The organism is Iodobacter sp. (genome assembly GCF_025352645.1).
In the GTDB taxonomy this organism is placed as follows: Bacteria; Pseudomonadota; Gammaproteobacteria; order Burkholderiales; family Chitinibacteraceae; genus Iodobacter.
This window is the reverse complement of sequence record NZ_JANXSO010000020.1, coordinates 15,929-34,605: the sequence shown is the minus strand read 5'-3', so window position 1 is coordinate 34,605 and position 18,677 is coordinate 15,929. Positions and strand designations below refer to the sequence as shown.

General features: G+C 50.6%; 10 protein-coding genes. 7 read left to right on the top strand and 3 right to left on the bottom strand.

All coding sequences use genetic code 11. From position 1 onward, the window contains the following. The first annotated feature begins 437 nt into the window (after positions 1–437). The 4 genes from Q0R17_RS02570 (at position 438) to Q0R17_RS02555 (ending at position 5,898) form a co-directional block, all read left to right on the top strand. Positions 438–1,574: an amidohydrolase/deacetylase family metallohydrolase gene (locus tag Q0R17_RS02570; protein WP_293931854.1), complete on the top strand. Its 1,137-nt coding sequence runs from the start codon at positions 438–440 to the stop codon at positions 1,572–1,574. Further along, a complete protein-coding gene (locus tag Q0R17_RS02565) occupies positions 1,558–2,676 on the top strand; it encodes a DgaE family pyridoxal phosphate-dependent ammonia lyase (protein ID WP_293931852.1) in 1,119 nt (372 codons plus the stop codon). The genes Q0R17_RS02570 and Q0R17_RS02565 overlap by 17 nt, the downstream gene beginning before the upstream one ends. Beyond that, complete coding sequence (locus Q0R17_RS02560) at positions 2,673–3,422, top strand: KDGP aldolase family protein (protein ID WP_293931850.1); 750 nt, start codon at positions 2,673–2,675, stop codon at positions 3,420–3,422. The genes Q0R17_RS02565 and Q0R17_RS02560 overlap by 4 nt, the downstream gene beginning before the upstream one ends. Positions 3,423–3,942: 520 nt before the next feature. After that, positions 3,943–5,898, top strand: coding sequence for a transcription antiterminator (locus Q0R17_RS02555; protein ID WP_293931848.1), 1,956 nt, complete (start codon positions 3,943–3,945; stop codon positions 5,896–5,898). 206 nt (positions 5,899–6,104) lie between these two features. On the opposite strand, the gene recG is transcribed toward Q0R17_RS02555, so the two are convergent. After that, positions 6,105–8,126 (bottom strand): ATP-dependent DNA helicase RecG, encoded by a 2,022-nt coding sequence (gene recG / locus Q0R17_RS02550; RefSeq protein WP_293931846.1) that lies wholly within the window; start codon positions 8,124–8,126, stop codon positions 6,105–6,107. A gap of 101 nt (positions 8,127–8,227) precedes the next feature. Beyond that, the gene (locus tag Q0R17_RS02545) at positions 8,228–11,056 is read right to left on the bottom strand and encodes a GAF domain-containing sensor histidine kinase (RefSeq protein ID WP_293931844.1); all 2,829 of its coding nucleotides are present in this window, start codon (positions 11,054–11,056) and stop codon (positions 8,228–8,230) included. A gap of 894 nt (positions 11,057–11,950) precedes the next feature. Between Q0R17_RS02545 and Q0R17_RS02540 the strand changes: the two genes are divergently transcribed. Continuing rightward, entirely contained in the window at positions 11,951–14,623 is a 2,673-nt protein-coding gene (locus Q0R17_RS02540) for a TonB-dependent receptor (protein WP_293931842.1), read from the top strand. An 83-nt stretch (positions 14,624–14,706) separates the two neighbouring features. Here Q0R17_RS02540 and Q0R17_RS02535 read toward each other — a convergent pair whose 3' ends face one another. Next, positions 14,707–15,303, bottom strand: a complete 597-nt coding sequence (locus Q0R17_RS02535; protein ID WP_293931840.1) for an arylesterase — start codon at positions 15,301–15,303, stop codon at positions 14,707–14,709. Between Q0R17_RS02535 and Q0R17_RS02530 the strand changes: the two genes are divergently transcribed. After that, positions 15,302–16,000 (top strand): ABC transporter ATP-binding protein, encoded by a 699-nt coding sequence (locus Q0R17_RS02530; RefSeq protein WP_293931838.1) that lies wholly within the window; start codon positions 15,302–15,304, stop codon positions 15,998–16,000. The two genes, Q0R17_RS02535 and Q0R17_RS02530, sit on opposite strands and share 2 nt — an antisense overlap. Before the next feature lie 180 nt (positions 16,001–16,180). Next, complete coding sequence (locus Q0R17_RS02525) at positions 16,181–18,634, top strand: ABC transporter permease (RefSeq protein WP_293931836.1); 2,454 nt, start codon at positions 16,181–16,183, stop codon at positions 18,632–18,634. Positions 18,635–18,677: the final 43 nt, after the last annotated feature.

Genomic DNA, 18,677 nt, shown 5'->3' with positions numbered 1-18,677 from the left:
AGAAAAACTATTTGGAATTGAGCTGTTATGTGGTTTTGATTAGTTTCAACCGCAGCAAAATTAGATATATCTCGCGACTCTAGGCACGGGGCTTAAATCCCCCCTTGAAGCACGCCGAAGCGAGGAATAAGCGGATCGGGGTTTCGGAAAAGGGGTAGCGAGGCAGCGAGCGAGCAGCCTTTTTCGCCGAGCCGATTATCCGCAGTGAGGGGCCTTCGTGCTGGCTGGGGCGGCCTTCTTTGGCTTCGTTTCTTGGCCGTTCAAGAAAGGAAGGCCCAGCGGGACGCCCGCACCTAAATCAACGTGCCGAAGGCACTAAAAAAAGTCTTGTTGACTTGGCTTAGTATTACTCGGCGGGTTTTACCCGCCCTACGAAAGACACTGCAGGCGTTGGCTCAGCTTGGATGCGGTATAAGCAGAAAAAAAAAAGGAATCCCATGTTTGATTTAATCATCCGTCGTGCAGTGAGTCCCACAGACGATGCCATTTTTGATATTGCGATGAAGGACGGCAAGATTGCGGCCATTGGCCAGATCAACGCCCAAGCTCGTCAAACTATGGATTTAAAAGGTCAGTTTTATGCCAGCGCAGGCTGGATTGATGGCCATGTGCATTGCTATTCGGCCTCGCCTATTTATAACGATCAGCCTGATTTAGTCGGTATTGCGGGCGGTGTGACCACGGTGGTGGATGCGGGTAGTTGTGGCGCTAATGATATTGCGCATTTTTATCAGCTGGCGCAGGCCTGCCAGACTGAAGTGCGGGCTTTATTGAATATTTCTCGCATCGGTTTGGTCACTCAGCACGAGCTGGCCGATTTGGCCGATATTGATGAGGCTGCCGCCAGCCAAGCAATTGGCCAATTCCCTGAGTTTATCGTTGGCTTAAAAGCGCGTTTAAGCTCAAGCGTCGTGGGCAGTAATGGGATTATCCCTTTGCAAATGGCCAAAGCAATTCAGCAAAAACATCGCCATTTGCCGCTGATGGTGCATGTGGGCAATACCCCGCCCGATTTGGATGATATTGCCGAGTTACTCGATGAGGGCGATATTTTAACCCACTGCTATAACGGCAAACCCAATCGCATTTTGAATGCCGAAGGCGTGCTGCGGCCTAGTATTTATAGGGCGATTCAGCGTGGTGTTTGCCTTGATGTGGGCCACGGCGGGGCGAGCTTTAGTTTTGCGGTGGCAAGGCAAGCGATTGCTCAGGGCATTTTGCCGAACACGATTAGCTCGGATATTTACTGCCGTAACCGCATCGCTGGCCCGGTCTATGGCTTGGCCCCAGTGATGGCCAAGTTTCTGTCTTTGGGCATGAGCCTCGCGCAGGTGATTAGCTGCGTCACCACCCATGCCGCCAAGGCGCTTAATCTGCCTAGCAAAGGCCAACTGGCTGTTGGCTTTGATGCCGATATCTCGATTTTTGCTCTGGATAAAACGCCCAATACTCAGCGCGATTGTGAGGGCGAATCGCTTATTTCTGATCACCAACTCAGGCCTTTGGCGGCGATTGTCGCGGGAAAGGTATTTTTGACTGAAGAAGGAAAAAAAGATCATGTCTTCGATTTATAAAAAGTACCAACTTAAGCCGGTGATTAATGCTTCCGGGCGGATGACTATTCTTGGTGTGTCTACCCCGCAGCCTGAGGTGGTGGCGGCGGTTAATCTGGGGCTGAATCATTATTTCGAGATGCAGGATTTAGTCGATAAAACCGGTGCATATATTGCGGGTTTGCTGGGGGTAGAAAGCGCGGTGGTGGTGTCTTGCGCATCCGCCGGAATCGCTCAGGCGGTGGCCGCTGTGATTATTAAAGACGACGCAGATTTGCTGCTCAATCTGCATGCCAAGCCTATTCATGGCCCTTGCGAAATTGTGCTGGCAAAAGGTCATAACGTGAATTACGGCGCGCCAGTGGCGACGATGGTGGCGCTGGGTGGTGGCAAAGTGGTTGAAGCGGGTTGGGCCAATGAATGCTCGGCTGAGCAGCTGGCTGCGGTGATTACCCCCAATACTGCCGCGATTTTATATATTAAATCGCACCATACCGTGCAAAAAAGCATGTTGAGCGTGGCAGAGGCTGTGGCCGTAGCTAAAAGCCATGGCGTGCCTTTGATTGTGGACGCGGCCGCCGAAGAAGACTTGCGTCTTTATTATCAGCTAGGCGCGGATTTGGTGATTTACAGCGGTGCAAAAGCCATCGAAGGCCCATCCAGCGGCTTAGTGCTGGGCCGCGAGCAGTACGTGGCTTGGGTTAAAAAGCAGGGCAAAGGCATTGGCCGCGCGATGAAGGTCGGCAAAGAAGGCATTTTGGGCCTGACTTGTGCCATTGAAACCTATCTATTGCGTGAGAAAGAAAGCGGCGAGCAAATGGTTGCCAAAATGCGGCCCTTTATTGCGGCGCTTAACGAGATTCATGGCGTGAGCGCCAAAGTGGTTTGGGATGGCGCAGGGCGTGATATTGCCCGCACAGAAATATCCTTTGATCAGGCCGCCTTGGGCCGCAGCGCCATCGATATGGTGGCCGCGCTTAAAGGGGGGCCTATCGCTATTTACTTCCGTGAATACAAAGCCAATGAAGGCAAGGTTGAGGTGGATGTACGCAGCGTCAGCGATAGCCAGCTCAGCACAATCAGCGAGCAGATTCAGCAATTATTAAAGGAAAAATTACTATGAAATTAAGTCAATTAAGTCCAAATTTTTATCGTGATCGCGTGTGTTTGAATGTTTTAGGCGGCAGCAAGCAAAATGCCGTGGATATTTATCAGGCCGCAGAGGGTGCCGTGGTGGTGGGCCTGCTTTCTAAAAACTACCCCGATGTGGCCACTGCCGTTGAAGATATGCAGGCCTATGCCCAGCTGATTGAGAATGCAATTTCTGTGGGCCTAGGGGCGGGCGATCCTCGGCAATCGGCGATGGTGAATGAGATCAGCCGCCAGATTCAGCCGCAGCATATCAACCAAGTGTTCACCGGAGTAGGCCCAGCCCGTGCTCTGGTCGGGCAAGATAATACGGTGGTGAATGGTTTGATCTCCCCTACTGGCCAAGTTGGCATGGTAAAAATCTCTACCGGCCCTTTAAGCAGCCAACAGGCAGATGGAATTGTGCCGGTTGCCACCGCCATTGCCATGCTGAAAGATATGGGCGGCAATTCGGTAAAGTATTTCTCAATGGACGGCCTGAAATACCGCGATGAATATATCGCCGTGGCCAAAGCCTGCGCGGCCAATGATTTCTGGCTAGAGCCCACCGGTGGAATTGATCTGCAAAACTTTGAAGAAATTTTGGGGATTGCGCTGGACGCAGGCGTCACAAAAATCATCCCCCATATCTATAGCTCGATTATCGACAAAGCCAGCGGCAACACCCGCCCGGAAGATGTGGCAACTTTGCTGGCGATGGTGAAGGCAAAGTTGGGGTAAGTGTGCGGTTTAATCCTATACAAGCTAACCAAATTGCTTTTTCATTAGCAAACAGCGAAAAATGTAATGATTACGCTCTCTGCATAGGGCTTTTTAAAATCCCCTTGAAACACGCCGGAGCGAGGAACAAGCGGGGCGGGGTTTCGGCAAGGGAGCGAGGCAGCGAGCCAATCCCGCCCGCCGCCGACTCGATTGTCCGCAGCGCAGGGGCCTTCGTGTTTCGTGGGGTCGCCTTCTTTGGCTTCGTTTCTTGGCGAAGCAAGAAAGGAAGGCCCCCGCGGTGGCCAACCGCTCCAAAATCAACGTGCCAAAGGCACTAAAAAGGTCTTTTTGACTTTGCTTAGCGCATATGGAGTTTCACCCGCCCTACATGCACTGTATGGGAGTGGTTTAACTCGATGCACATAGCGTAAAAGCTTACGATGCAGCCCAGCAACTTACTAAAGCGAGCATTGTCTCACCCTGTTCACTTCGCGCTGATTCAGGCGATTTTGATTGATCGATTTATGGTGGGCTTCTTGTGGCGAAGAAGCTGCGCCTTGCTGGGGTCAAGGTCATTATGGTTCGTTTTCCTTATAAGCGTCTGGCTTTGCTTTATCGTACTTTGCAGGCAGAAACGCTGCCGCAGGATGAGCTGGCGCGCCGGTTTTCGGTGTCTACGCGCACGGTGCGTACCGATATTACGGCGCTAAATGAGACTTTGCTCGAGCATGGCGCGCAATTTATTTTGCAGCGAGGTGAAGGCTATGTGCTCAGTATTCATAATGAAGAGCGCTTTGCTCAGCTGACTTTCAACCAAAAATCGAGCAAAGCACTGCCGCGCACCGCTGGCGAGCGGGTTCAATACTTATTGATGAGTTTTTTGACCTCCGCCTATGCGTTTAAATTGCAAGATCTTGCGGATTCTTGGTATGTGAACCGCGCGGTGCTACAAATCGATATGGCAGAGGTGCGCAGCCAGCTTGCCCAATATCAATTAAGCATCGAAACACGGCCACATTACGGCATGAAGCTGATGGGCAGAGAATCGGCGATTCGGGTGTGTTTAAGCGATTTACTCTGCCAGCTGCGCCGTGAAGAAAACCACCATCCGCTGCTGGCGAGTGATCCGGTTTTAGCCAATGCGGCTATGAATTTTATGAACGCCTTACCACGTTTACTTGCGTGTAGCTCGGTGCGCTTAAGCGATGAAGGCTTTCATTTTTTGAGCCAGTATTGTGCCGTAGCAAGTAAAAGAATTAGCGATGGTTTCCCCATCGAAGAGCGATCGGGGGAAGAAGTGAGCCCAGATGTAGCCACCCTTGCCAGTGATTTGGTGGCGGAGCTGAGGCAAATCACGCACTGCGAGCTATCAAGCGCTGAAACGCACTTTTTAGCCGTTAATATCGCCGCCCGCAGCGCGCAGGGTATCTTGCCTGACACGATTAATGCCGACGATGCAGAGGCCTTGGTTAGCTATATTCTGGATTATATCAACCGCCATTATCACTATGATTTGCGCCACGATAGCCGCCTGCGCTTGGATTTGCTCACCCACGTTAAAACCATGATCACGCGTTTGCGCTATCAGATTAATTTACCTAACCCCGTTCTGACCGATATCAAGCAGCATTACGCTTTGGCCTATGATTTTACCCTGAGCGCGGTTTCAAGCTGGGCCAAGCACACGGCCTATCAAGTGAGTGAAAATGAAATTGGCTATTTGGTGCTGCATATTGGCGTGGGGCTGGAGCGGCATTATCAAATTGCCTTTGTCTGCCGCCCGCAGGCCTTGCTGGTGTGCGATATGGGCAATTCGACTTCGCGGATGATTGAGGCGATGTTGCAGCGAAAATTCCCGCAGGTATTGCTGAGTAAATCAATCTCGCAGCAGGATTATTACGCCTTAGATGGGGTAACTGACGACTTTGTGATCTCTACCCAGCCACTAGACAATAAGGGCAAGCCGGTGATTGTGGTGTCGCCGTTTCCTACCGAGTTTCAGCTAGAGCAATTGGCCAAAACGGTAGAGATCAACCGCGCTCATCCCTATATGCTTGATCGCTATTTTGATGCTAAACACTTTTTGCGCATTGATGAGCCGATTACCCAAGACGCACTGTTTCAGCGCCTGTGCCTGCAATTAGAGCAAGAAGGCATTGTGAACGAGGATTTTTATCCTTCTGTCACCGAGCGCGAGGCGATTTTATCTACGATTCAAGGCGATGGCATTGCTGTGCCGCATTCCTTGGGCCTGCTTGCCAAGCGCTCCGTGGTCTATACCGTGCTTGCCCCTCAGGGCGTCGCTTGGGGCGATGGCGCGGTGGCTTCGGTGATTTTCTTGCTGGCGATTAGCAAGGAAGATTACGAAGAGGCGATGGCGATTTACGATTTATTTATCTCTTTAATTAGGGAATGCGCCAGCGCGCGTTTGCTGGAGTGTATGGATTTTGCTGAATTTAAGGCCACTGCGATTCGCACTTTAAAAGCACATTAAGGGCAATCACCCAGCGAAATTTACCCAACAACTCCCCGCCCTTCTCGTTATTCCAAAAACAGCGATCCAAAATATTGCAGCTCTGCTGCTAAATTAAATACAGCAAATACTTGCGTTTTATCCTCTACCGTAAACCAAAGAGAAGACACAAAGAGATCTTTGATCTGCGCCTCATGAGGGCTAATACATTTATTTGGATGCCCAGCTTACACTTTCAACAACATCTCCCGCCCAGGTAGCCATCTATCCAGATGCACTAATGCGGTAGCGGCATCGTTTGCCAGTAAATCTTCTGCAACCAGACGGGCTTCTTCGAGTAAATCGGCGTCTTTTTCTAAATCGGCAAAGCGCAGCATCGGTACGCCGGATTGCCTTACCCCAGCCAGCTCGCCCGGCCCGCGGATTTCCATATCCTGACGGGCAATTTCAAAGCCGTCGGTATTTTCATAAATCACCCGTAAGCGCGCCTTAGCTAGTTCGCCCAGCGGAGTGGTATAAAGCAAGACACACAGCGATGCGTGCGCGCCCCGCCCTACTCGGCCACGCAACTGGTGCAATTGCGACAAGCCCATACGCTCGGCGTGCTCAATCACCATCAGGCTGGCATTCGGCACATCTACGCCCACTTCAATCACCGTGGTGGCCACTAGCACCTGCACTTCGTTTCTTAAAAACGCCGCCATCACCTCGGCTTTTTCAGCGGTTTTCATTCGCCCATGCACAAGACCTACTGCGATATCTTCTAGCTCTTCGGATAATTGCTGATGGGTATCCACGGCGGTTTGCAATTGCAGCGCTTCAGATTCCTCAATGAGCGGGCAGACCCAATACACCTGACGGCCTTCTTCTACCTTGGCAGCGATACGCTGAATGATTTCATCGCGGCGTGCATCGCTGATTAACTTGGTGACAATCGGGGTGCGGCCCGGTGGCAGCTCGTCAATCACGCTCACATCCAGATCGGCGTAGTAGCTCATGGCGAGCGTGCGTGGGATCGGCGTGGCGCTCATCATCAACTGATGTGGGCTGCCGCCTTTTTCACGCAGCGCCAGCCTTTGCGCCACACCAAAGCGATGCTGCTCATCCACAATCGCCAGCCCTAACTTAGCAAAGGTGACGCTGGCCTGAAAGATGGCGTGCGTTCCCACCACCAGCGGCGCAGTGCCCAGTGCGGCGTCTTCAATCGCTAGCCGCTTGGCTTTTGCCCCCAAAGAGCCAGCCAGCCACACCACCTTGATGCCCAGCGGCGCAAACCATGCGGATAATTTATTAAAATGCTGCTCGGCCAGAATCTCGGTCGGGGCCATCAGTGCCACCTGATAGCCCGATTCAATCGCCTGACACGCCGCCAACGCCGCCACAATGGTTTTGCCCGAGCCGACATCGCCTTGCAACAGCCGCTGCATAGGGTGAGGCTGGTTTAAATCATGGGTAATTTCTTTTAAAACTTTGCCCTGAGCACCGGTCAAGGTAAACGGCAAACTCGCCAGCAAACTTGCCGCCAGCTCGCCTTTGGGCGCAATCACCGGTGCGGTACGCTCGCGCCTTGCGGCATGGGCCGTGCGCAGGCTGAGCTGCTGGGCCAGCAGCTCGTCAAACTTCAGCCGCTGCCAAGCGGGGTGGGTGCGCTCGGTCAATAAGATATTCGGAATATCTGGCGTGGGTGCATGTAATAGCTGCACGCTGGATGAAAAATCCGGCAGATCAAGCGGCCCAAGTATTCGCTCCGGCAGGGTGTCGGCTAAGTTGCAATGCTTTAAAGCTAAGCGGATCAGCTTTGCCAATTGCAGCTGGTTTAATCCTGCCGTTGTTGGGTAAATGGGCGTCAGTGCTTCGTTCAGGCCCTGTTCATTGGCGGCGCGTATTTTGGGGTGCACCATTTCATCGCCCAAAAATCCACGGCGGATCTCACCATAGAGACGCACCGTTTTACCCACCGCCAGCTGCTTGGCTACGCTGGGATAAAAATTAAGCAAGCGCACCGAGATGGTTCCTGATGCATCGCTTACCCGAGCAATCAGCTGTTTACGCGGCTTATATTGCACCTCGCAGGATTCAACCGTGCCCTCTAGCAACACCGCTTGCCCCATCGGCGCATCCACCATGGGGTAAAGGTGGGTTTCGTCTTCGTAGCGCAAGGGCAGATGCAGCACCAGATCAAACGGGCGCAACAGCCCTAATTTGGTGAGACGAGTTTTAAGTGCTTCAGGTAGCGCAGCCAGATCCATATCTTTGAACGATCGTTCGATTGAACGCTACTTTAGGGCATAAGTGGCGTAAGGGAAAGGGTAGATGTGGAGTTTATGCAAACAAGCCCTTATTTTTAGGCTTAGCTTGGTGAAGCTTGAGCCACAAACGGCAGAATCATTTCAAAGATGGCCCCTTCGCCTTCTGGGCTGATCACGCTGATGCTGCCACCTAGCACCGAGTAAATAATGTTGTAGCTAATGTGTAAACCTAGGCCACTGCCGCCCTGCCCTAGTTGCGTGGTAAAAAATGGCTCAAAGATACGATCAATATGATCACTACTGATACCACGGCCATTGTCTTTAAAGATTACTTTAACGTGGCTTTCATTGAGGGCATTAGCTTGTATGCTCATCAAACCATGCTTACGCCCTTCTAAGCCATGCACAATGGCGTTGATAATCAGATTACTCAGCACTTGGCCAAATGCGCCAGGATAGCTATTCATTTGCAGGCCGTCAGCAATATCCAGCTTTAGCTCGTGGCCTGCGCCGCGAATACGGCTGCCTAGCATCAGCGCCACGTCTTCGCATTCGGTACGTAAATCAAATGATCGCTGCTGATCCGACGTTTGATCGACGGCAAGCTGCTTAAAGCTAGTAATCAAGCCAGCGGCTTTTTGTAAACAACGGATTAATAGGCTCGATGATTCTTCGGCGCTCTGGCAATAACGCTCTAAATCAGAGCGGCGCACGCCACCTTGCTTGATTTGTCGCAAGAATCGCTCACTATCATCGCTAATGGTGCTGGCTACTAATAAGCTATTGCCGATCGGGGTATTCAGCTCATGCGCCACCCCAGCCACAAGAGAGCCAAGCGAGGCAAGTTTTTCTCTTTGAATCAACTCGCCCTGCGTTTGGCGCAAATCACTGAGTGCGCGATCAGCCAAGCTTTGCGAGGCTTCAGCCGCCGCATAGGCCGCCGCATTATCGAGCGCAATCGCCCCGTAAGCGCAAAGCGCAAGAAAGATGGATAACTCGCGTTCACCATAAGCATGCAGAGTGGGTGTTTGAATCGACATCACCCCCAGCAAGCGCTCCCCCACCATCAGTGGCGCAAACAATAAGCTCATCGTGGCCACCGTACCTGGAATCAGCGTGGCGTCTTGATGATCTGGCTCTAAATGCACGAGCTGCACCTGTTTTTCCCGCGCGCAACGCGCCGCCTTAGAGCTAGGGTGGGCTAAAGGCGTTTTTTCACCATAGATCAGCTGCTCGCTTTCCATGCCAAACACAAAATGTAAGACCGGCTCATGGTCATCTAATAAAAATACCACAAAGCTACTGACATCTAGCAACTGAGACACATGACGATGCAAGGCGGTAAACACGGCATGGGCATTCAGATTTGCGGTGATCTCTCGGCCAATTTGCCCCAGCACTTCTAAGGTGGCGCTGGTTTCTTGCAGCGCAGCAGCAATTTGCCGATGGTGGGCGGTTTCGGCATGTGCACGCTCTACCTCATGGCGAATTTGCATGGCCAAGGCACGCTTTTCTACTTCAATTGAATGCGTTTTTTTATAAATAGCCGCCGCAGTCAGGCTGTAATCATAGGCCGCAGGGTAGTCACCACATACGGCATAGGCCGCCGCAATTTGGGTAAATAATTCAGGGGAGATTGCATAACTCTCAATCCGAGTCGCCACATCCAGCGCTTGGTGTAGATAATGCAAGCTAGCGCTTGGCTTAGTCATGCCGATGGGTGCGGGTAAATCAGCCTGAGTATAGATTTGTGCCAGCACCCATAAGGCCTTAATCTGCACATCGGCATTACCACGCTCAATGGCCAATTGCAAAGTGGCCTCCGCCTTGCTGCGAGCCTCGTCTAAGCGGCCCAATTTAAATAGCGCACTAGCCTGCCCCCGCCATGCAAGCCCAAGTATGTCTGGCGAAATACGTGATTGCTCATGCGCTTCTAACTTTTCAAACCAACTTAAACCGGCCTCAATATTGCCCACATCCAGCTCAAGCAGGCCCAGCCCATCCAGTGCCAAACTATAATTTCTGGTATTTGCCAAATGCTCCATCTGCAATAAGCCACCTTGTAAGCATGCGCGTGCCTCATCGTATTTTTCTAACTTACGCATAATGCCTGCGGCAACTAATTTGCATGCTCCCATACTCACAGGCCAGCCTGTCGATCGTGCCAAACACATCGCCCGCTCTACCCATTCAAGTGCGGTTTCTTGATCGCCTAATTGATCGAATGAATCTGCAATATTATTTGCCGACACCAAGGCGCTTCTCAACTGCCCGCTATCAAGTGCCGCCTCATAGGCCTGCAAAAAATACTTAATTGCCGCACTAGGCGAGTTAGTTAAAATTGCGACCAGCCCTTTAGCCGCAGCGATAAAACTAAACAGTGGGGAGGCGTAGCTTTGTGGTTCTGGAAAAGCACGCTGTAGCGCAGCCCCAGCAGTACTAGGATCACGAAACACCCCATAGAGTAAGCGGCGTGCCTCAACCATTTGCAAACGCAGCGCATCATCAAGCAAACGATAAGCATCACTGGCCACCAGCAAACAGCACTCTGTGGCCTGGCTCTGGCCTCGATCATTAAACACATACGCTTCTAACCAAGCCGCGTCGCCCCGCCCCAGCGTATCTTGAGTATTTTCAAAAATAGCTTGGGCGGCAGCAATCAGCGGCAATGCCCCATCAAAATCAGAAAAAAGCATTTTGACTTCTGCTCGTAGCAACAACAGCCGCGCAAACCATTGCTGAGCCTCACGCTCCTCAGCTAAGCCAAGCAACAACTCAGCCTCATCTGCTAGCGCCAAAGCCAGCGCACAATTTCGCTGCCGCTGATGCCAAGCCATACGTACCAGCATGGCCAGCCTTGCCTTGCCAAGTAGGCCGCTCAGCTGAGGCTCTAGCGCGGCTAATTCTTGATTTGATATGAAAAGTTCCAAGGCATTTTCTCAGTAGAGCTCAATAAACATCTCTATTTTTACCCTGCCTATATCGAGGGGCGCAATACTCTTTCATACTGATTTATCACATATATCTAGAAACATTGCACTAGAGCAATGCCGATTGCCCCCTCCTTTTTTGGCAAGGTGAGTTGCTATTCCTATTTCGCTTTGCATGGCAAAGCCAGCAGTAAGCAATGGCTAAATAAAAACTATTTTCATCTTTAAGGCAGACTTGGCCATTTATAGCCCGCGGCAGAATATGCCGATATGCCACAGGCAATCGATGCATATATTTCTGTTTTATTTAATACCCTGCAATTTACCGCTGTAGTGTGGTGTAAAAAACACACAATTCCACCTACAAACCTAAGCTAAAAAAAATAGTTTCAATATTTTAGATAGGTATAACGCATCAATTTAATGCCAATAAAGTAGATTTATTTAGCACAAAAAAACAAATATACCCTTTAAATGCGCCATATAAATTTCTTAAAATTCACATGGGAAAACCACTACTCTGACGCAATGCAATATAAAAATTTCAAAAAACTTACAGACAAACCCAAGTGAACCGCGATTGATCTGAACTTAACAAACCATCAATTAAGCCTTATTTCAAAAGGTTTTTTTTAATAAAATAGCCATTTTAAATTTTTTAAACAGCAGCTATTTAACATTTACTTTCAATTAGATTACTTATACTTTTTAGCGTTACCCATATATCTCCTTGTCATTTAATTGCTCAGCGCTTCCTTGCTAGGATTACACCAAAGAGAGTGAAGTGGTTACATTTCGTTACATTGTAAATAATAACAAATGCTAATTTTTCCCTAGCAGCGGTCTTGACACTGCCAAGCAGATACCAAGGCATCTAACCTAAGGGGACATCCAATGAAGATGAAGCGACTCAGCATTGCTATTGCAATGATCGGTGCCGGCGCAATGATCCATGCGCAAGCCGCGGATACCGTTAATAAAGTTGAACGGGTTGAAGTTACCGGTTCCAATATCAAACGCGCTAACAAAGTTGGCGCAACACCAGTCCAAGTACTGGGAAAACAAGAAATTGCCAAAACCGGCGCTACTACCGTGGCCGAGCTGGTAGACAATCTAGCATCCAGCAATAATGGCTACGCGCAGGCTCAGGCCGTAGGTGATTCTGGTAAGCCAGGCTTTTCTGGCGCTAACTTACGCGGCCTTGGCACATCCAAAACGCTGATTTTAGTCAATGGCCGCCGCATGGCCAACTACGCTTTTGATAGCTCGGGGGTTGATTTGAACTCAATCCCGCTGGGCGCAGTGGACCGGGTTGAAATTGTAAAAGATGGCGCTTCTGCGGTTTACGGCACCGATGCAATCGGCGGCGTAATGAACTTTATTTTAAAGAAAAATTTTGTTGGCGCAGAAATCGGCGGTAGCGTTGAGCAGACGTTTGACGGTGGCGGCGAAGTCAAAAAAGCGAACTTTAGCTTTGGCTTTGGTAACCTAGACGAAGACAATTACAACGTCTTTATGGCGCTGGATGTATCCAAGCAAGAAGCCCTAGCCGCTAAAGATCGTAGCTACTCCAAAACATCTTATATCCCTGATAAAGAAGTCAATAAAACATCAGGTAATACCTTCCCTGCCACCATTTTAAATGGCCCAGGCGGCAAGCCAGTTAATGTGGGCTATTTAACCGGCTGCGATCAGCCCCGCTCCATTCCCGTGGCTGCCCCAGGTTTTGCCACTGGCGGTAATTGCCGTTTTGATTACGCCAGCATTATTGATATTGTTTCACCGCAAGAGCGCCTTTCCTTCTATAGCAAAGGCACTTTAAAAATTAACGACAGTACCCAAGTCTTTGCGGATTACCTTTTTACCCGCAATGTAGGAACTTATTCTTCATCCCCTGTACCCGTTTCCAGCGCCACCACCTTTAATGGCGATGATTTACTTTACCCTGCCAATGGCAAATATGATCCTTATAAAGGCACACTTGGCAATTTAAAACTGCAATGGCGCGGCATTGATGCAGGTGCACGTGAAAACGAGGCAACATCAGATCAGCACCGCTTTATTGTAGGTGCAGAAGGTGAAGTAGCAGGCTGGGATTACCGCACTGCCTTGGTTTATGCACTGAATAAAACCGAAGATAAATATACCAATGGCTGGGTATACGAAAGCAAGCTCCTGCCAGCAATGCTAAGCGGTGTGATTAACCCATTTGGCCCGCAAGACGCCGCAGGTAAAGCCGCATTAGAAGCCACAAAAATCACCGGCAAAGTACAAAGCGGTGAAACCAGCAATAAATCAGCCGACGTTCAATTCTCTAAAGAAATTTATCAATTAGACGCGGGTAAAGTCGGCTTTGCCTTTGGTGGTGATGTGCGTAAAGAAAGCTATACGTATACCCCTGAAGCTATTTTATCCAGTGGCGATATCTTAGGTGGTGGCGGTAATCGCCAAGCCACCAATGGTGAGCGCTTGGTGTATGCAGGTTTTGCCGAAATGGTCGTACCCATTCTTAAAAACTTGGAATTACAAGCAGCGCTTCGTTATGACCATTATGACGATATGGGCGGCACCACCAATCCTAAAATCAGCTTCCGCTATCAGCCCATCGATGAATTGGTGTTACGCGGCTCGATCAGCACGGGTTATCACGCCCCTACGCTGGATGATTTAAACCGCCCAAGCAGCAAAACCAACACTGGGCCAAATTACAATGACCCTGAGCGCTGCGCGGCAACCAAGAGCCCACTGGATTGCAATTTGCAATTAAATCTAGTGCAAGGCGGCAATAAATCACTGACACCTGAATTATCCACCAATTACACCTTTGGCTTTTTAATTGAGCCAGTTAAAAATATCTCCTTAGGTGTTGATTACTGGAATATCAATATTAAAGATCGGATTGATTCAATATCCGATTCCACCATCTTTGGTGACTACGCTAAATATAAAGATAAAGTGATTCGCAAAGCACGAACCGCAGCGGATATTGCAGCGGGCTTGCCAGGCTTGATCGACTATGTGGATTCCAAATCACAAAATCTGGGTGAATTACGCACCGACGGTCTTGATGTATCGTTTCTGGCTGCAACACCTAAAACAGAATACGGTACTTTCCGCCTCGGCGTAGAAGGCACTTACACCATCACCAACGAGTATCAGCGTGAAAAAGACGGCGCTTTCTTTGATAGCGTTGGTCAATATATCGACCTTGGCATGAACCCACGTTGGAGACACAATCTAACGCTGTCTTGGAATATGGCTGAATGGGGTGCTGCACTGACCAATAACCTGACATCCAGCTATATCGACCAAAATCAAGTCACATACGTAGACCCTAAAACCGGCGCTGAATCTCAAGTCAACCGTACCGTTGAGGCTTATAGCACTTGGGGCCTACAAGGTACATACCGTACCAAAAATATCGAGCTGACTTTAGGGGTTAAAAACCTGTTTGATACCGATCCGCCTTTCACCAATCAGGCCGATCACTTTCAAGTGGGTTTCGATCCTAAATACACAGACCCACATGGCCGCAGCTGGTACGCCAAGGCTAATTACAAGTTTTAATCAGCGAGTTTAAAATTAAAAGGGCAAAGTCTATTTAAGGCTTTGCCCTTTTTACATTGAAGCCAGCTCCTTTAAGACCCAGCCTAAAGCAACTTAGCCATATCCTTTTCCACCATCTTCATCAACAGCGGCTGCGCCTCAGCTTTGGGATGCAACTGATCTGCCTGAAAGAGCTCGATATTTTTGATGACAGGTGCCAGTAAAAAAGGCGTTAAACTACTACGGTATTGCTTGGCTAATCGCGGATAAATCGCGGCAAAGCCTTGGGTATAGGCTGCGCCGTAATTAGGCGGCATTTGCATGCCGATCAGATGTACTTTAGCGCCGCTGGCTTGGGCCAGTTTAATCATGCTGGCTAGGTTTTTTTCCATGGCAGCGAGCGGTAAGCCGCGTAAGCCATCGTTGGCACCTAATTGCAGCACCACTACTTTAGCCTGATGTGTTTTTAAAGCCTGCGGGAACCTTGTTAGCCCACCAGCGGTCGTTTCTCCTGACACACTGGCATTAATCACTCGCCAAGGTTTACCACGCGCAACTAAGTCTTTATCTAACAGTGCTGGCCAAGCTTTACTTGCCGCAATGCCATAACCAGCCGATAAGCTGTCGCCAAACACTAGAATATTTGCTGCTTGCGCTTGAGTACTCAGCAAGCAGCAAAGCCCTAATAAGAGAGAACGCATGACCCACTCCTCAGAAATAATGCTGTCGGTACGCGGCCTTGGTAAAACAGTCCTCACCGCAGTAGAAAAGCTTGATCTCTTACATGATATTGAGTTTTCACTACCAGCGGGAGCCAGCCTTGCAATTGTTGGCAGCTCCGGCTCAGGTAAATCCACGCTACTGGCGCTATTAGCGGGGCTGGATGATGCATCGCGTGGGCAAATTATGCTGGCAGGCCAGGATTTAAGCCGCTTAAACGAAGACCAGCGTGCTCAGCTACGCGGGCAGATCTCTGGCTTTGTATTTCAATCGTTTCAGCTTTTACCCGAGTTAACCGCCCTAGAAAACACCATGCTGCCGCTGGAGTTAGCGGGCCGAAAAGATGCCAGCGCACAGGCAAAAATATGGCTAGAGCGCGTTGGCCTTAGCCATCGCTTAGGGCATACACCTCGGCAATTATCCGGCGGCGAGCAGCAACGCGTCGCCCTTGCCCGCGCTTTTGCTGCCAACCCCAAAATCTTATTTGCCGATGAGCCAACTGGCAGCCTAGACGCCGCCACGGGCGAGGCAATTGCCGATCTCTTATTTAAGCTCAATAGCGAAAGCAAGGCCACACTAGTGCTGGTTACCCACGACGAAAAACTCGCCGCCCGATGCAACTGGCGCTTACGGCTATCGGCAGGAACACAGCTTGAATTTAGCGGCGAAACGGCGTGAGCATAATCCGCAATCTTCTTGGATGGGCTTTATGCCCACGCAGCCGTGGCAATCTATTCAAGGTAATCCACCAATATGTAGGGTGGGTACCCGTGCCCACACGCTCAGCACAATTCTCTACGCGTGGGCAGGATCAAACATTTTACCCGCCTAATAAGTACTCAAAAGTGACCCATCCCCATGAATAAACTCAGCTGGCGTTTGTTTTATCGCAGTTTTCAGGCTGGCGAATATCGTACTTTGCTGGCGGCGTTGATTATTGCAATTGCGGCGCTGACAGCCGTAGGGCTGTTGGCTGGCCGCATGGAGCAGCTGCTGTCGCTAGAGGCCAATAATTTACTGGCAGCCGATGCGGTCATTAGCTCAGATCATCCACTGGCTGCTGATTTTAAGCAGGCTGCTGAGGCGCGGGGTTTAACGACGGCAGAAACAGCGGTTTTTCCGAGCATGGCGGGCTTTAATGGCCAGGTAATGCTGTCGTCGGTGAAGGCAGTCAGCCATGCCTATCCGCTGCGCGGCTTACTCAAGCTTGCGCCTGACGGCCATGCTTCTACGGCGCCGCAAGCGGGAACGGCATTTGCCGATGCGCGGCTGGCGGCTACTTTAAAACTGCAAATGGGGGATGAAATAGAAATCGGCCAACTCAAGCTAAAACTGGCGGGGCTGATTGAGCGCGAACCCGATGCAGCAATGGATTTTTCTGGCATTCAGCCTCGGCTCATGATTAATCATCAAGATTTAGCCGCCAGTGGCTTATTAGGTTTTGGCAGCCGAGTAAAATATCGCCTACTGGTAGCTGGCCCGCCCGCCACCGTAGCCATCTGGCATAAGACGATGCAGCCTAAGCTTGGCCGTGGCGAAAAACTAGAAGACGTTAAAGACGCCCGCCCCGAAGTAAAAACCGCTTTAGAACGTGCCGAGCGCTTTTTACGCCTGACATCTTTGCTAGCAGGCTGCTTAGCCGCCATGGCGATTTTGTTGGCAGCACGGCGCTTTGCCAGCCGTCATTTTGATACCGTGGCGCTGCTGCGCACGCTAGGAGCAAGCCGCGCCACAGTGCGCACTTTGCTGTTATCGCAACTTGCCCTGCTGACGTTAGCGGCCAGCCTGCTTGGTGGCCTGCTCGGCTGGGGCGCACAAAGCTTGCTGGTGTTCAGTATTCAAGATCGCCTACCCGCAGCTTTACCTGCTGGTAGTGTATTGCCTTGGCTGATGGCCTCGCTGCTTGGCTTGGTTCTACTAATGGGCAGTGCTGGACCTATGTTGCTGGCGCTAGCCAACACCCCACCACTGCGGGTGCTGCGCCATGAATTAGAGCCTAAAGCCAGCCTGATTTTACAATGGGCTTTAACGCTGCTCGCGCTGATGCTTTTGCTGTGGTGGATTGCCAGCGAGGCCAAACTTGCCCTAATGGTAGGCGGTGGCATTGCTGCCACTTTGCTGCTGGCGGGGGGATGTGGCCTAGCCCTGCTGTGGCTGTTGCCGCGCATCCTGCCAGAGCACCCGCTCCAGCTAGCCTTGCGCCAATTATTACGCCGCCCCTCTCTAGCCTTTACCCAACTAGGTGCGCTCGCAATTGGTCTTTTAGGTATTTGGCTACTTACAGTGGTAGAAGGCGATCTGCTTAAAGCATGGGAAGGCCGTATTCCTGCTAATGCGCCGAATCATTTTGCCGTTAATATCCAACCCGAGCAGGCTTTGCGTTTTGAGCAAGTATTCAGCGATAAGCAGCTTGCTCCCCCCGCCCTGCACAGCATGATTCGTGGCCGCTGGACGATGCAAAATAAAACCGTGGTTAAGCCGCAAGCGTTTAAAGAAGAAAATGCTCAGCGCCTCGCCGAACGAGAATTCAATCTATCTTGGGGCGATAGCTTAAACGCCGACAACCGCATCACAGCGGGGAAACCATTAACTGAAACGCAGCCCGGTTTTTCGGTAGAGGCGGGGCTGGCTAAAACCTTAAACATCAAGATTGGCGATGTGCTGAGCTTTGATATTGCAGGCACCACCATCACGGCTCCAGTGATGAATCTACGCGAGGTTAATTGGGATTCGTTTAAGGTGAATTTCTTTGTTGTGGCCAGCAAGTCGCTGGTGGCCGAGCTGCCCGCCAGCCTCATCAGCAGCTTTTATTTAAGCGAGGCAGACAAAAAGCGAGTGCCAGAGCTGGTGCAAGCCCTACCGAATGTCACCATTATCGACGTTGGCCAAGTGCTCACTGAAGTGCGGCGCATTTTAGATTTATCTGCTGCGGCATTAAGGCTGGTGTTTATATTCTGCATCGCCGCCGGTATCACGGTGCTATTTGCCGCGCTGGACACCACCGAAGCCGAACGTAGCCGCGAGGCCGCCATCTTGCGGGCGCTGGGGGCAACATCTAAAAAGCTGCGCAATCTATGGCTGGCCGAAAGCCTGCTGCTTGGCAGTATTGCAGGGCTAATTGCCGGATTAATGGCCAGTATCGGCGGCGTAGTCATTGGCCAAGAATTACTAGAGCTACCCGTGGCCTTCAACTATTGGCTGCCTTTTTCCAGCTTGATTACAGGAGCCATCATCACTGGATTAGCCGTACTCAGACGCTTACATAAAATCAGCAGAACATCACCCATGGTGCTGCTGAGAGATGCCGGATAAAAGCTTAATAAAACAGGCTTAGGGCGAGTTACGCTAGGTAAAA

What these genes read in the sequence shown, in the direction of transcription:
- Q0R17_RS02540 (WP_293931842.1), top strand. Translation starts at nt 11,951, where the DNA reads ATGAAGATGAAGCGACTCAGCATTGCTATTGCAATGATCGGTGCCGGC.
- recG (WP_293931846.1), bottom strand. Translation starts at nt 8,126, where the DNA reads ATGGATCTGGCTGCGCTACCTGAAGCACTTAAAACTCGTCTCACCAAA.
- Q0R17_RS02560 (WP_293931850.1), top strand. Translation starts at nt 2,673, where the DNA reads ATGAAATTAAGTCAATTAAGTCCAAATTTTTATCGTGATCGCGTGTGT.
- Q0R17_RS02570 (WP_293931854.1), top strand. Translation starts at nt 438, where the DNA reads ATGTTTGATTTAATCATCCGTCGTGCAGTGAGTCCCACAGACGATGCC.
- Q0R17_RS02535 (WP_293931840.1), bottom strand. Translation starts at nt 15,303, where the DNA reads ATGCGTTCTCTCTTATTAGGGCTTTGCTGCTTGCTGAGTACTCAAGCG.
- Q0R17_RS02530 (WP_293931838.1), top strand. Translation starts at nt 15,302, where the DNA reads ATGACCCACTCCTCAGAAATAATGCTGTCGGTACGCGGCCTTGGTAAA.
- Q0R17_RS02525 (WP_293931836.1), top strand. Translation starts at nt 16,181, where the DNA reads ATGAATAAACTCAGCTGGCGTTTGTTTTATCGCAGTTTTCAGGCTGGC.
- Q0R17_RS02565 (WP_293931852.1), top strand. Translation starts at nt 1,558, where the DNA reads ATGTCTTCGATTTATAAAAAGTACCAACTTAAGCCGGTGATTAATGCT.